This is a genomic window from Mycobacterium sp. (genome assembly GCF_052143115.1).
Taxonomy (GTDB): Bacteria; Actinomycetota; Actinomycetes; order Mycobacteriales; family Mycobacteriaceae; genus Mycobacterium.
In genome coordinates, this window is record NZ_JBKQTQ010000316.1 from 1 (window position 1) to 13,257 (window position 13,257).

A 13,257-nucleotide genomic window follows, 5' to 3' on the forward strand; every position below is an offset into this window, starting at 1 on the left:
CACGCGTCGATACGACACGCTCGACATCCCAACAGACTCATCTGGTCACGAAGCGGCGGCCACAGCGACGGTTGCGGCCGCCGCTTCACCCTGCCCACTTGACAGAATGCTCCCCATATCAGAACGGTGGTGGGTCGTGGTCGGTGCCGGGTGGGGCAGCAAGATCGGTGTAGCCGATGCGCTGCGCTGCTCGGGTCGTGCGTGCTTCGTGGGTTTGGCGGCGTTCAATCGCGATGCGTGCCGCGCGGTTTTGGGCGCGGGTGCGGCGGCGTCTGGGCATCATCGCGGTGCGGTCAGCGCAGCCCGAGTCGGCATGTGTCGTTTTGCGCGGGCGTAATTCGCTTGTTGGTACGCACAGGCTGGGAAACAGCAGCGCGCTGCCCGGCGTGGTCACGTAGGTGTGTCCGGTGGGGGCGGTGAGAATTACTGTGCCGTCAGGCAATTGGGTGTCACGCCACCGCCAGAACGTCTTCACCAGGTGATGGCACCGAGTGGCCAAAGTACGTTTTAAGCGATTGACGCTCCTGGGTGTGCACCTGGTAGGAGTGAATAGTATTGCGCTATGAACGAGGATGCTTTCCCAGATGTGCGGTGGGGTCATGAACCACCCTCGGCGTTCAAGAGACCGATAATCGCCCTTATTAGCACGAAGTTCGGTGCCTGGTGTATCCGCAAACTCGCCCCGGTGGACCGCCAACTTCTGCGCCGAAGCAACGGTCGTTTCACGATTTTCGGCCCGGTCGGAGTGCCGCTGCTGCTGCTGACCACCACCGGCAGAAAGTCGGGTGAGCGACGGGAGATACCACTGACTTACATGCGAGAAGACGATCGCCTCTTCCTGGTCGGAAGCAACTACGGACAGGCCAATCACCCCGCGTGGTCGTGGAACCTGCTGGCCGACCCGAACGCCTGGGTAACGATGGGGGGAAAGGAGATCGCGGTGGTCGCAACCCAGTTGACGGGCACCGAGCACGATCGCATCTTCCGGAAGTTCGCCGACTACGGAGCTAACTATGATGCCTACCGAGGCCGAACGGACCGGGAACTACGAGTGTTCGAATTGACCAGGCGATAACGCCTTCGAGCTTCGGATGAGATCCGGCAGTAGCGGGCAGTCCTGACCAGGTGGTGGCACCGACTTGCTGAAGGACAGTTTGAGGTTCTTTCCGAATGCGCGGAAGCTAAGCCAGGTAGATCGGGACGCGAGGAGTCAAACGTGAGTGACGACTTCGGAATTGCAGGCAAGACCGCATTGGTGACGGGCTCGGGGCGGAATATCGGGCGGGCGATAGTCCTGGAGCTGGCCAGCCGCGGCGCCAACGTCATCGTCAACGCTCGCACGCGGTGGCCAAGGAGGCCGAAGGTCTCGGCGCCCGCTCGCTGGTGGTGATGGGCGATGCCGCCGACAAGTCAACCGTGGAGCGGATGCGGACCCAGGCCGAGGAGACGTTCGGCGGCGTGGACATTTACGTCAGCAACGCAGCCCGCCGGCTTTACAAGGACTTCTTCACGATCACCGACGAGGACTGGCACTACCACCTGAACCAGCAGCTCACGGCCTCCTGGTACCTTGCCAAAGCCTTGGTGCCCGGCATGCGCGACCGCGGCTGGGGCCGGGTGGTGCATATCAACGGGGAGGACGGCTGGCTGGGCGGCTGGACCCGGGTCCCCCACTCGGTCGGCAAGGGCGGCCTGCGCACCCTGACCAAGTCCCTGGCCTCCGGACTGGGCCAGTACGGCATCACCGTCAACGACGTCTCGCCCGGCTTCATTGAAACCATCCGCGATAAGGAGACCCACCCTGAGGTGACCGCGGAGCGGACGAAGGAGTTCCTCCCGGCCATCCCCATCCGGCGCCAGCCAACGCCCGAGGAGCTTGCGTGGGCGTGCGCCTTCCTGTGCTCGACGCGCTCAGCTGCCATCACCGGGGCGGTCATCCACGTCAACGGCGGCCAGTGGATGTTCGGATAGCGGGCCCTCCGCATCCGCCAGGCCGGGTGCAGACCGTCATTGTTTGGTGTTGGCACCGGATACGTGAAGGACGTTTTAGAACTCAGGCAGCTCGCCGGTCACCCGCCGCGCCGCTCCCTTCTCGCCACTCCGGCCGTCGCCGTCAGGGCCGAGCCTCGAAGACGAGGTTGAACGGTGTCTGTGTCGCCCTCCGGAACCGCGTGAACCCGCCGTCATCGACCATCACTTTCCTCAACCGCCGTTCCCCGGCTTGGCTGCCGGCCGCCGCGTGGCTCATCAGCAGCGCGAGAGCCGATAGCCAAACAACTCACCCATCGCCACTAACGACGCGGCGGCAGCCCGGTTCTCCACCCTCACCCACCCGCGAACCCGATCCACCAGGGCCGACGACTCCGGCGTCTTTGACGGGTAGTGCCGCTCAAACATCTCATCGAACCGCGCGATCACCTCCGGCGGCGACAGCGGATCCGACTTTGATTCGAACATATATTCGAGTATGCCACGGTTCACTGACAAGTAGCGCCGAGCGAGCAGCTCCGCCGATCGCCATGCCGTCGCATCGGACTCGGCGGCGCTAGTGTCGAACCTATGGCGATCGCCCGAGAGGCGCTGCGGCTGCAGGTCATCGGATACACCTGCAGCCAAAATTGCATGGGCTTCCGCGGAAACGCCGGCGGATGCTGCACGCTTGATGATCGCGACTTCATCCCGGGGCCCGTCCGCGACGCGGATACCTTCCTAGTTGACCTTGGCCGCCGACTCGGCCGCGTGGTCTCACGCGAAGAAGTGTTCATCGACTTCGAGGAGGGACGGACCCTCTTCCCCGATCGCCCGTCGTGGCAAGAACCTGCTAACTACCCGGCAATGCGCGTCCTGCCGGACGTGGAGTGGATTCCGTGCCGGTTCTACGACAAAACGACAGGTGCGTGCACGGTCTACGACATTCGTCCCGCGATGTGCAGAAACTTCCTCTGCGACCACTTGAAGGGCGTGATTTCCCTGCTCAACCTCGACGAGCAGTAACGGTCGATGGTCAACAGGACGGCGGGATCGGCACCAGCCGTCGCAACTGCGTGACGTGCTTGGGCGAGAGTTCCTCGAGGCAGGTGACCCCGAGCAGCCGCATGGTGCGAGTCAATTGGTCGGACAGGATCTCGACGGCGCGATGAACCCCCGCCTCGCCGCCGGCCATCAGCCCATACAGATAGGCCCGGCCGATCAGCGTGCAGCGCGCTCCTAGCGCGATCGCGGCGACGATGTCGGCGCCCGACATGATGCCGGTGTCCAGCAGGATCTCGGTGTCCTTGCCGAGTTCACGCGCCACGGTGGGCAGCAGCTGAAATGGCACCGGAGCCCGATCAAGTTGACGGCCACCGTGATTGGACAACACGAGGCCGTCGACGCCGCGATCAACGACGGCCCGCGCGTCGTCGAGGGTCTGGACGCCTTTGACGACGAGCTTGCCCGGCCATTGAGCTTTGATCCAGGCCAGATCGTCGAACGTGAGGCTGGGGTCGAACATCGTGTCGAGGTATTCGCCGACGGTGCCCGACCACCGATCAAGCGACGCGAAGGCCAGCGGCTCGGTGGTCAACAGGTCGAACCACCAGCGCGGGCGCGGCACGGCGTTGAGCACCGTACGCAGCGTCAGCGCCGGCGGAATCGACATCCCGTTGCGGACGTCGCGCAGCCGCGCACCGGCAACCGGGACGTCGACGGTGGCCAGCAGGGTGTCGAACCCGGCGTCGGCGGCCCGTCGCACCAATGCCATCGACCGGTCCCGATCACGCCACATGTACAACTGAAACCACCTGCGGCCCTGCGGAGCAGCAGCCGCCACTTCTTCGATGGACGCGGTGCCCAGAGTGGACAGCGAGAACGGGATACCAGCCGCCGCGGCCACCCGGGCACCGGCGATCTCACCCTCGGTCTGCATCAACCGGGTAAAGCCCGTCGGCGCGATCGCGAACGGCAGCGCCACCGGTTGGCCAAGAACCTCCCATCCGGTCTGGACATTGCTGACGTCACGCAGGATCGTGGGGTGAAACTCGATGTCGCGAAAGGCTTGTCGCGCACGCCCCAGCGAGATCTCTTCCTCGGCCGCGCCGTCGGTGTAATCGAAGGCCGCCTTCGGTGTCCGCCGCTTGGCGATGCGCCGCAGATCATGAATGGTCTGCGCGTCATCGAGCCGGCGTTGGACACGGTCGAACCGGGGCTTGCGGAATCGGATCAGCGGTGCAAGGTCATTGACCTTCGGCATCCGCCGTTTGGCCGCCATCGATATCCTCCTCAACACGTCGGGACTGTGCCACGGTAGGACATATGCAATCCGCAAGCGATCCCTTTGATCTGCGGCGTTTTGTCGATGCGCAGGCTCGGGTCTACCACACCGTCCTCGATGAGTTGCGCGCCGGCCGCAAGCGCAGCCATTGGATCTGGTTCATCTTCCCGCAGGTCGACGGGCTGGGCAGCAGTCCGACGGCGGCCAGGTACGCGATCTCCTCGCTCGACGAGGCCCGCGCGTATCTTCGGCACCAGGTCCTCGGAGCGCGGTTGCATGAATGCGCACAGTTGGTCAACGCCGTGCAAGGCCGCTCGATCGGGGAGATCTTCGGATCTCCCGACGACCTGAAAGTTCGTTCGTCGATGACGTTGTTTGCCCGCGCGACCCAGGACAACCGGGATTTCGTCCAGTTGCTCGAGCGGTATTACGACGGCGAAGAAGATCCGCTGACGGTGTCGCGGCTGACTTAGCTCGGCCGCAGGATCCGCCAGCCATGCGGCTCGATCGACACGGCGTCGACGACTTCCTGCGGCGGCGCGCCACTCCCGGCGATGACGTGTGCCTTTCCCACGCCCAACTCACCCAACACGACGTGCAGTGCGACGTCGTCGATGTTGAGCGCCACGATCAGCGCCTGGTCGCCGTTTCGAGACCGGTATACGAAATGGCGGTTATCCAGTCGCAACGCGGTCGTCGACGCGGCATGCAGCCAGGAATGCCGCCGGCGCAGCCCAATCAGGTACTGATGAAGCGACCATACTTGGATCCCGCGCTTATCCAGTTGCGGGGGAGCGCCGAATTCGGGACGCACCGCGTCATCGCCGCCGAATCGCTCCTCCTTGATTCCGCGATAGCCGAACTCGTCGCCGGCGTAGATGCTCGGAATGCCACCCACGGTCATCAGGATCACCAGGGCATGCGCGAGGTGTTCGGGACGCTCGAGTTGGCTGGCGATGCGGGTGACGTCGTGATTTCCGATGAAGGTCAGCGGGGGAAAGCTTTGCACGAAATCGTTGTGGCGCTGCAACGCCCAGTCCAGCTCGTAGAAGTTTTCGTCGTTCAGGCTGCTCCAGATCGCCTTCCAGAGTTCGTATTGGGTGACCGAGTCGAAACCGGCTTCGCGAACCACCGCTGCGTAGTCGCCATGGATCAGTTCTCCGACGAACCACGCATCCGGTTGGCGTTCCCGAACTCTCGGCAAGACCGCCGCCCAAAATTGTTGTGGGACCGCGTAAGCAGCGTCCAGGCGCCAGCCGTCAGCTCCTCGTCGCAACCAGTGCGCCATGACGTCGGCCGTGTAGTCGGCGACTTCGGGGTTGTCGTGGTTCAGCGTTGGCAAGCCATCGTGTCCTTCGAAGGTGTGAAAGCGGCCGGGGCGCCCGCGAAACCAGCGCGCCGCCGCATCGTCGTGCTCCGCTGCGCGGTAGCGCGGGAAGTCGACACCGACGTGGTTGAACACGCCGTCGAGCAGCACCCGCAAGCCCCGGCGATGCGCCTGCGCGACGAGGTAGTCGAAATCGTCCTCGTCGCCGAGCCGGGGATCGATACGGTAATGATCGGTGGTGTCGTAACCGTGTGTGCGCGAGGCGAAGATCGGCCCCAGCGCGATCCCCGACGCACCGAGCTGGATGGCGTGGTCGAACCAATCGGCGATCCGTCGCAGCCGGTGTTCACCCGGATCCGGAGGTGCAGCGGCCGGGAAGGCACCGACGAACCCCAGGGGGTAGACCTGCCACCAGATCACATGCCGGACCCAGGGCGGCACCGTCACCGCCGATACCTGGCTTCGTAGAGGGATTTCATCTCCGCTTCGAGTTCGGGCGCCGGGCCATCGGCCAGCGCTCTGGGGGCGATCGTGTTGATCGGCAGCATGGCCACCGGCGGTGTGGGCACCCCCCACTCGGTCAGCCATTGAGTCAGCTGGGCGTTCGATGTGGCGTAGACGATGCGCCCGAGACCGGCCCAGGCGTGCGCGGCCGCGCACATCGGACACTGCTCACACGACGTGTACACGGTGGCTCGAATGCGATGCACCGGAGCCAAATTCGCCACTGCCCATCGGACGATCCCCAGTTCGGCATGCGACGTCTGGTCGTCGTCCGTGACGCGATTGTGGTCCTCGAAGAGGGTCTGGCCGTTGGCCCCGACCAGGATCGCGCCGAACGGTCCGTGCCCGTTCTCGAGTGCGGTGCGGGCAAGTTCGACACAGCGATGCAAACGTTGCAGATCGACTTGGCTCAACACCACAGACCCGAAGTCTACGGGCGGTGTCTAGCCCGCAGCGGCCAGTGTTTGGGCAGTGGTGATCGCATGTGCGACGCCGGAAACGATGGCCGCTACCTTCAATGCCTCCAGGATAGCTTCTCGGTCGACGCCCGCCTCGCGCAGGGCGTGCTCGTGGGCGGTCACGCAGTGCGAACACCCGTTGATCGACGACACCGCAAACGACCACAGCTCGAAGTTCGCCTTGTCCACGCCCGGATTGCCGATGATGTTCATCCGCAACCCGGGGCGCAGGTCGTCGTACTTGCCGTCAAGGAAGCCGCGGCCACGGTAGAACACGTTGTTCATGCCCATGATCGATGCGGCACCCAGCGCCGCCTGATAGGCCTCGGACGACAGGTAATCAGCCGCCTCGGCACCAACCTCGGTCAGTACCTGGGCATTCCGAGTCGCCGCGGCACTGGCCAATAAGGTACCCCACAGCCGTTCCTCGTTCAGCACGGTGCTGCGGCTGATCGAGCCGAGGTTGAGCTTGAGGTCCTTGGCGTATTCGGGCAGTGCGTCCTTCAGATTCTCGACACTCATCAGGCTGACTTCCTCAACTCTTCGCCGGCGTCGATCGTGGGGTCACCCTTGCGCCAGTTGCAGGCGCACAGCTCGTCGGACTGCAGGGCATCGAGCACCCGCAGCACCTCTTCGACGTTGCGGCCCACTGAGCCGGCGGTCACCGAGACGAATTGGATCTCGTTGTTGGGATCGACGATGAACGTGACCCGATCGGCGACACCCTCCTCGTTGAGCGCCCCGGTGGATTCGACCAGTTCCCGCTTGATGTCCGAAAGCATCGGGAACGGTAGCTTATTGAGGTCCTCGTGCTGAGCACGCCACTGGAAGTGCACGAACTCGCTGTCCACCGAGACGCCGAGAACCTGCGTGTCGCGGTCCTCGAACTCGTCGTTGAGCTTGCCGAACGCGGCGATCTCGGTCGGGCACACGAAGGTGAAGTCCTTCGGCCAGAAGAACACCACCCTCCACTTGCCCTGGTGGTCATCGCTGGAAACCGTGGTGAAGTAGTCGCCCGGCTGCTGGGCGTCGACCTTGGACAGGTCGCCACCGATCAACGCGGTCAGCCGGTAGGCGGGGAACTGGTCACCAATTGTCAACAGTGCCATGTCACTCCTTTTCCTAAACTGGATCTAGGTCACTCCTTTTCCTAAACTGGATCTAGTCAAGTTTGTCTGCCTCTATGCTGCCCGAACCCGACCTAGAATTAAAGGTGATATGTCCCACTACACTGATAGGCATGACCGATAAGAGTTATCAGCCGACGATCGCCGGACTCCGCGCGTTCGCCGCGGTAGCGGAAAAGCAGCATTTCGGCAGCGCCGCAACAACTCTCGCCGTAAGCCAGTCGACGTTGTCGCAGGCACTGTCGGCGCTGGAGACTGGTCTCGGAGTCAACCTGGTTGAGCGGTCGACTCGCCGAGTTTTCCTGACCGAAGAAGGCAGGCAGCTGCTGCCGCAGGCGCAAGCGGTGATCGAGGCGATGACCGCGTTCACCGCCGCGGCCGCCGGGGCCTCGGATCCGCTGCAGGGCAGCATCCGGCTGGGACTGATCCCGACGGTGGCACCATATGTGCTGCCGACCCTGCTGGCGGGGCTGGCCGAACGGCTGCCCGCGCTGACCTTGCGAGTGATCGAAGACCAGACCGAGCGGCTGCTCACCGGGCTGCGCGAGGGATCCCTGGACGCAGCACTGATCGCCTTGCCCGCCGAGGCCAGCGGCATCACCGAAATCCCGGTTTATGACGAAGATTTCGTGCTTGCGCTGCCGCCGGGACACCCGCTGGCGGGCGAGCGACGAGTGTCGCCGACCGCGCTGGCGGAGTTGCCGTTGCTGTTGCTCGACGAGGGACACTGCCTACGCGATCAGGCGCTCGACGTCTGCCGGATGGCGGGCGTACGCGCCGAGTTGGCCAATACCCGGGCGGCGTCGCTGGCGACGGCGGTGCAATGTGTGACCGGCGGGCTGGGCGTGACGTTGATCCCGCAGAGCGCGGTGCCCGTTGAGACCGCGCGCAGCCGTCTCGATCTGGCGTACTTCGCCGCGCCTCGTCCTGGCCGGCGGATCGGGTTGGTATTTCGGTCATCGAGCGGCCGGGGAGCGTCCTACCGGCAGCTTGCGCAGTTGATCGGCGAGCTGGTCGGCAGCGATCAGCAGGTCCGCCCGGCCCGGTAGTTGCGGCAACATGAACGTGTTCTAGTTTCGCCTCATGCTGGACTTCACGCTGGAGACGCTATGGAAAAGGTAGTTGCGGTGCTGATGGCGGCCGACCGCGACGAGGACTGGTGCCAACGGCAACGGGGACCGGTCGCCGATGCCATTCTTGGGCTGGGCGTCTCCGGTTTGGCCGTCAATGTCCGTGACGCGGCGGTGCGTCATTCGCTGATGACGCTGACGACGCTCGACCCGCCGGTCGCTGCGGTAGTGAGCGTGTGGACCCAGCAGTGTTACGGCGATCAGATCGCGGCGGCGCTGCGCCTGCTCGAGATGGAGTGCGACTCGGTTGCGGCTTATCTGGTCACCGAATCGGTTCCGTTGCAGGCTCCGCTCGAACTAGGAAGCCGCACGACGGGTTTAGCCAACATTGCATTGTTGCGCCGGCCTGCTGAGCTGGACCAGGCGAGCTGGTTGAGCCGCTGGCAACTCGGTCACACGACGGTGGCGATCGAGACGCAGTCCACCTTCGGCTACACCCAGAACGCCGTGGTGCGCTCGCTCACGCCGGACGCACCAGAACTGGCAGGCATCGTCGAAGAACTGTTCCCGGCGGAGGCGATCACCGATCTGAAGGCCTTTTTCGGCGCCGGAGATGATGGCGACCTGCAACAGCGGCTGAGCCGGATGGTCGCCAGCACATCGGCTTTCGGCGCCAACGAGAACATCGACACCGTGCCGACTAGCCGTTACGTGCTGAAAACACCGTTCCAGACGTGAGGAGACACCCGTGATACTGCAGAGCGAGGACGCCAGCCGGGTGCGCACGCTCACCCTGAATCGGCCCGAGGCGCTCAACGCCTTCAACGAGGCGCTCTACGAAGTGACCGCCGAGGCACTGACGGTCGCCGCCGACGACCCCGAAGTCGCCGTGGTGCTGTTGACCGGCGCCGGACGAGCCTTCAGCGCGGGCAACGACCTCAAAGAGATGCAAGCGCGTATCACCGATCCGCAGTTGGCCGACCAGGGATCGCACTTCATCACGATGATCGACGCGCTGAGCCGGTTTCCCAAGCCGCTGATCTGCGCGGTGAACGGCGTCGGCGTCGGGATTGGCACCACCATCCTCGGCTATGCGGATCTGGCGTTCATGTCGTCGACGGCTCGGCTGAAATGCCCGTTCACCAGCCTGGGTGTTGCGCCGGAAGCGGCGTCGTCATATCTGTTGCCGCAGTTGATGGGCCGGCAGAACGCCGCCTGGCTGTTGATGTCTTCGGAGTGGGTGACCGCCGAAGAGGCGCTCCGGATGGGTCTGGTCTGGAGGGTGTGTGAGCCCTCCGAGCTGCTGGCGGACGCTCGCCGACATGCCGAAATCCTTGCCTCTCGGCCGATTTCGAGCTTGATAGCCGTCAAGCAGACCATCGTCGAACCGACTCGTCCCGAAATCGCCGCGGCGACCGCTCGGGAGAATGCCCATTTCGCCGAGCTGATGGGCGGTCAGGCAAACGCGCAGGCCCTTGCCGATTTCACCGGCCGGCGGGGCAACTGATCGCTACGACGGCGGCTACCGCGACCCGCTGGTTTCCAACCGCGCGGCCGCCGCGATGATTGCCCGCAGCGTGCGCCGGCAACGGCCACAGTCGGTGCCGGCCCCGCACGCCGCCGCAACCTCTTTGGAAGTCGACGCCCCGCCGGCGACGGCATCAGACACGGTCTGACTTGTCGCGCCGACACACAGGCATACGTACATCAGCGAGCCCCCAGGGTCTGCAACACCGACGACCGAACAGCCCGCATGTTAGTGGAGTCTAACCTAACTAAGTTCGCAGAGGCTAACCTAACTTAGCCTTGCCTCTGACCAGGATTTTTGCCGAAGGACACGCGCCGACGCGGCCCGAATCAGCACACCGTCCTGCCCGCCCTGGACTAGATTTGACGTGGGCATGCAGTGGCGTTCCAGCCCAACCCACCGTCAATCGCCTCGAGTCCGAAACCGTGCCAGCCTTACAAGGAGCGATCATGCAAGGTGATCCTGATGTTTTGCGCCTTCTCAACGAACAGTTGACCAGCGAACTCACCGCGATCAACCAGTACTTTCTGCACTCCAAGATGCAGGAGAACTGGGGTTTCACCGAGGTGGCGGGCCACACCCGCGCCGAGTCGTTCGACGAGATGCGGCACGCGGAGGCGATCACCGATCGCATCTTGTTGCTGGACGGGCTGCCCAACTACCAACGCCTCTTTTCCCTGCGCATCGGTCAGACGTTGCGCGAGCAGTTCGAGGCCGATCTGGCGATCGAATACGACGTGTTGAACCGGCTCAAGCCGGGCATCATCATGTGCCGAGAGAAGCAGGACACCACCAGCGCCAACCTGCTCGAAGGGATTGTGGCCGACGAGGAAAACCACGTCGACTACCTCGAGACGCAGCTGGAGCTGATGGACAAGCTTGGTGAAGAGCTCTACTCGGCTCAGTGTGTCTCGCGACCGCCGACCACGGGACAAGCCGGGCACTGAGCCCCACTCACGCTGACGGGGGAAGGCAGGTATGACGAGCCCGACAGCGCGGAAGGCCGCGACGCCGGATGCCGAATCCGGCAGCACCCTGATCGACCGCATTGCGCACCGGATCGTCGTCCAACCTGACTGGGGTGGCGATCAACGGCGGCTGTCGGCCGCTGACAGGGAAGCCACGGAGAGGGTTCCTAGGCCAATTCCGAGCGGCTCCGGGCGTAGCGCTTCGCTGTGAGACGAGTGGCGGAACGGATGGACGCGATCGCTTCCTAGCGCTAGCGGCCATCTGGCTGGCGGGACCTGTCGGCCTCGCCAGCCAGATAGTCACCTCATCGCCCGAGCGTATTACCGAGCGCTTCGGAGAACACCTCGATCAGGCACTACAACGCCGACATCAGAAGAGGGACAAGCCCGAACCCAGCAAGCCGTCAATCACCGGGTCGAGCAGGCCAACGGCGGTGGGCGCCGTCAGGTCAGCAACGCCGGCGCTAAACGCGCTGGGGTCGAGTGCCCCGAACAAGTCGCTGACCGGATCCGCATCGAGCACACTTGCGGCGCCGGAGGGAAGCGATTTGATCAACTCTTCAACGTCCGGGTAGATCAGGGCATCAAGGCCGGTGGGCGACAACAGGTACGTGTCAAGGCTGTAGGCCAGAAAGCCAAGCGCGTCAGTCGGTGCGACGCCCGGGGTACCCCCGGTAAACGCGTTCGGGTCCAGTGCCGCGATCAAGTCGCTGACCGCAGGCGGTTCAGCCGGGGGCCCGGATCCCACCGTGACCGTACCCACCAAATCCACGACGTAAGGCTCGAGCACGGCATCAAGGCCGGTGGGCCCCAACAGGTACGCGTCAAGGTCGTAGCCCAGAAGGCCAAGCGCATCAGTCGGTGCGCCCGCGGAGCTAAACGAGTCCGGGTCGAATGCCTCGATCAAGTAGCTGAGCGCATCCGCTTCGGGGACACCCGCGGCGCTCAACGCTTGCGGGTCGGAGGCCCCGATCAAGTCGCTGACCGGGTCCGCATCGATGACATCGGCGCGGGCCGCGGGTGCGTTGCCCATGCTGATCGACGCGGCAATAAGGGCGGCGCCGGCGGCCGTGCCACAACTTAACGCTATCCGGCGGCCGTGCGGCGTTCGGGTACGAGCGTTGCGACCCATGTGCGAGTCTCCAATCCGGGTATGTGTCGATCTGGATGTGCATAGGGTTGGAACCCCATCGCCGGCGTCTCGCACATGAGTTTTGAATGCCCAACCCCCGACGGGTCGCCGACCGCCCGAGCATATCTCAGAGGACGTTGGGAATGTATACAAATTCTAAACGCACCTGAGTTTCTATTAGTCAACGTTTAGGCTGCATCCAGGAAAAGCTTGGGTGGGGTCGCCTATCAACAATGAAGGTTGCCAACACGGCTCGTCGCCAGAGCATCGTGGGGGCCAGGTTGCCACGCAGTATGTTTCGGTCTCGAAGAAACCTCCGGAGCCACAATTAAAGATGCGATGTGCAGGGCTCCGTCCAACCCGTGAGGGCGGGTTTTCCATACATGTCTAATAATTGAATAGCATTCGACACATATCTAAATTTAAGGTTTCGGAGAAGGGCGCCGTTCGTCGATAAACGTTTCGGGAATGATCGCTAACGCGGCAGCTCGACGAGCGCCTCGAAACGTTTCGGGGTTTCGGGATACGACAGCCGGAGGCGTACCATCTCGCCATGAGCCGCATCGGAACGTTCGCTGACGACGACCTCGCCGGGTGGATCCTGAAGTCTCCGGACTTGGGCGGTGCGATCGGCGCGTTCGCCAACTCGGTCTACAACCGCAACCGGTTGCCGATGCGTACCCGCGAACTCGCACGGACGGTCGTCGCCCATGACAACGAATGCGAAGTGTGCGTCAACACCCGTGACGCCGACGGACCCGCCGCCGGTGTCGATGAAGAGCTGTACGAACATGCGCGCGAGTGGCGCACCTGGCCCGGATACACCGACCAGGAGCGGTTGGCCGCCGAGTTCGCCCACCGATTCGGCACCGAGCACACCGTGCTGCGCGA

The 13,257-nt window shown here is 63.9% G+C and carries 17 protein-coding genes and 2 pseudogenes; 10 read left to right on the forward strand and 9 right to left on the reverse strand.

Translation table 11 applies throughout. The features are described 5' to 3' along the window. Positions 1-118: 118 nt before the first annotated feature. Positions 119-490: pseudogene (locus ACLQI9_RS31090) on the reverse strand (hypothetical protein); the annotation flags it as partial. A 72-nt stretch (positions 491-562) separates the two neighbouring features. On the opposite strand from ACLQI9_RS31090, the gene ACLQI9_RS31095 reads away from it, so the two are divergent. The 3 genes from ACLQI9_RS31095 (at position 563) to ACLQI9_RS31105 (ending at position 1,971) form a co-directional block, all read left to right on the forward strand. Next, complete coding sequence (locus tag ACLQI9_RS31095; RefSeq protein WP_442377779.1) at positions 563-1,075, forward strand: nitroreductase/quinone reductase family protein; 513 nt, start codon at positions 563-565, stop codon at positions 1,073-1,075. A 141-nt stretch (positions 1,076-1,216) separates the two neighbouring features. Further along, a complete protein-coding gene (locus tag ACLQI9_RS31100) occupies positions 1,217-1,390 on the forward strand; it encodes an SDR family NAD(P)-dependent oxidoreductase (RefSeq protein WP_442392721.1) in 174 nt (57 codons plus the stop codon). Next, positions 1,345-1,971 (forward strand): SDR family oxidoreductase, encoded by a 627-nt coding sequence (locus ACLQI9_RS31105; protein WP_442377775.1) that lies wholly within the window; start codon positions 1,345-1,347, stop codon positions 1,969-1,971. The genes ACLQI9_RS31100 and ACLQI9_RS31105 overlap by 46 nt, the downstream gene beginning before the upstream one ends. Positions 1,972-2,250: 279 nt before the next feature. On the opposite strand, the pseudogene ACLQI9_RS31110 reads toward ACLQI9_RS31105, so the two are convergent. Beyond that, positions 2,251-2,457: pseudogene (locus ACLQI9_RS31110) on the reverse strand (hypothetical protein); the annotation flags it as partial. Between the two features lie 102 nt (positions 2,458-2,559). Here ACLQI9_RS31110 and ACLQI9_RS31115 point away from each other — a divergent pair. Further along, positions 2,560-2,994, forward strand: coding sequence for a YkgJ family cysteine cluster protein (locus tag ACLQI9_RS31115; protein WP_442377773.1), 435 nt, complete (start codon positions 2,560-2,562; stop codon positions 2,992-2,994). Positions 2,995-3,004: 10 nt separating this feature from the next. Here the strand turns inward: ACLQI9_RS31115 and ACLQI9_RS31120 are convergent, their stop codons facing one another. After that, positions 3,005-4,249: an alpha-hydroxy acid oxidase gene (locus tag ACLQI9_RS31120; protein WP_442377771.1), complete on the reverse strand. Its 1,245-nt coding sequence runs from the start codon at positions 4,247-4,249 to the stop codon at positions 3,005-3,007. A gap of 44 nt (positions 4,250-4,293) precedes the next feature. On the opposite strand from ACLQI9_RS31120, the gene ACLQI9_RS31125 reads away from it, so the two are divergent. After that, entirely contained in the window at positions 4,294-4,725 is a 432-nt protein-coding gene (locus ACLQI9_RS31125) for a DUF1810 domain-containing protein (protein WP_442377769.1), read from the forward strand. On the opposite strand, the gene ACLQI9_RS31130 is transcribed toward ACLQI9_RS31125, so the two are convergent. From ACLQI9_RS31130 to ACLQI9_RS31145, 4 genes are read right to left on the reverse strand one after another with little or no spacing between them, the layout of a single operon-like run. Then, positions 4,722-6,026: an alpha-amylase family protein gene (locus tag ACLQI9_RS31130; protein WP_442377767.1), complete on the reverse strand. Its 1,305-nt coding sequence runs from the start codon at positions 6,024-6,026 to the stop codon at positions 4,722-4,724. The two genes, ACLQI9_RS31125 and ACLQI9_RS31130, sit on opposite strands and share 4 nt — an antisense overlap. Then, the gene (locus ACLQI9_RS31135; protein ID WP_442377765.1) at positions 6,023-6,502 is read right to left on the reverse strand and encodes a nucleoside deaminase; all 480 of its coding nucleotides are present in this window, start codon (positions 6,500-6,502) and stop codon (positions 6,023-6,025) included. Before ACLQI9_RS31135 ends, ACLQI9_RS31130 begins: the two co-directional genes overlap by 4 nt. Positions 6,503-6,526: 24 nt before the next feature. Continuing rightward, on the reverse strand, positions 6,527-7,063 hold the full coding sequence (locus tag ACLQI9_RS31140; RefSeq protein WP_442377763.1) for an alkyl hydroperoxide reductase: 537 nt from the start codon (positions 7,061-7,063) through the stop codon (positions 6,527-6,529). Beyond that, positions 7,063-7,650, reverse strand: coding sequence for a peroxiredoxin (locus tag ACLQI9_RS31145; RefSeq protein ID WP_442377761.1), 588 nt, complete (start codon positions 7,648-7,650; stop codon positions 7,063-7,065). The genes ACLQI9_RS31140 and ACLQI9_RS31145 overlap by 1 nt, the downstream gene beginning before the upstream one ends. A 131-nt stretch (positions 7,651-7,781) precedes the next feature. Between ACLQI9_RS31145 and ACLQI9_RS31150 the strand changes: the two genes are divergently transcribed. The 3 genes from ACLQI9_RS31150 to ACLQI9_RS31160 are packed head-to-tail and all read left to right on the forward strand — an operon-like array spanning position 7,782 to position 10,245. Continuing rightward, positions 7,782-8,717, forward strand: coding sequence for a LysR substrate-binding domain-containing protein (locus ACLQI9_RS31150; RefSeq protein WP_442377759.1), 936 nt, complete (start codon positions 7,782-7,784; stop codon positions 8,715-8,717). 60 nt (positions 8,718-8,777) lie between these two features. Further along, entirely contained in the window at positions 8,778-9,476 is a 699-nt protein-coding gene (locus ACLQI9_RS31155) for an EthD domain-containing protein (protein WP_442377757.1), read from the forward strand. A gap of 10 nt (positions 9,477-9,486) precedes the next feature. Further along, a complete protein-coding gene (locus tag ACLQI9_RS31160) occupies positions 9,487-10,245 on the forward strand; it encodes an enoyl-CoA hydratase/isomerase family protein (RefSeq protein ID WP_442392723.1) in 759 nt (252 codons plus the stop codon). Between the two features lie 15 nt (positions 10,246-10,260). Here ACLQI9_RS31160 and ACLQI9_RS31165 read toward each other — a convergent pair whose 3' ends face one another. Continuing rightward, a complete protein-coding gene (locus ACLQI9_RS31165; protein WP_442377754.1) occupies positions 10,261-10,446 on the reverse strand; it encodes a (2Fe-2S)-binding protein in 186 nt (61 codons plus the stop codon). Positions 10,447-10,715: 269 nt separating this feature from the next. Here ACLQI9_RS31165 and bfr point away from each other — a divergent pair, with 269 nt between their 5' ends. Beyond that, the gene (gene bfr, locus ACLQI9_RS31170) at positions 10,716-11,213 is read left to right on the forward strand and encodes a bacterioferritin (RefSeq protein WP_442377752.1); all 498 of its coding nucleotides are present in this window, start codon (positions 10,716-10,718) and stop codon (positions 11,211-11,213) included. Between the two features lie 391 nt (positions 11,214-11,604). On the opposite strand, the gene ACLQI9_RS31175 is transcribed toward bfr, so the two are convergent. Continuing rightward, a complete protein-coding gene (locus ACLQI9_RS31175; RefSeq protein ID WP_442377750.1) occupies positions 11,605-12,366 on the reverse strand; it encodes a hypothetical protein in 762 nt (253 codons plus the stop codon). A gap of 553 nt (positions 12,367-12,919) precedes the next feature. On the opposite strand from ACLQI9_RS31175, the gene ACLQI9_RS31180 reads away from it, so the two are divergent. Beyond that, on the forward strand, positions 12,920-13,257 hold a 338-nt coding region (locus ACLQI9_RS31180; RefSeq protein WP_442392725.1), incomplete at its 3' end, for a carboxymuconolactone decarboxylase family protein.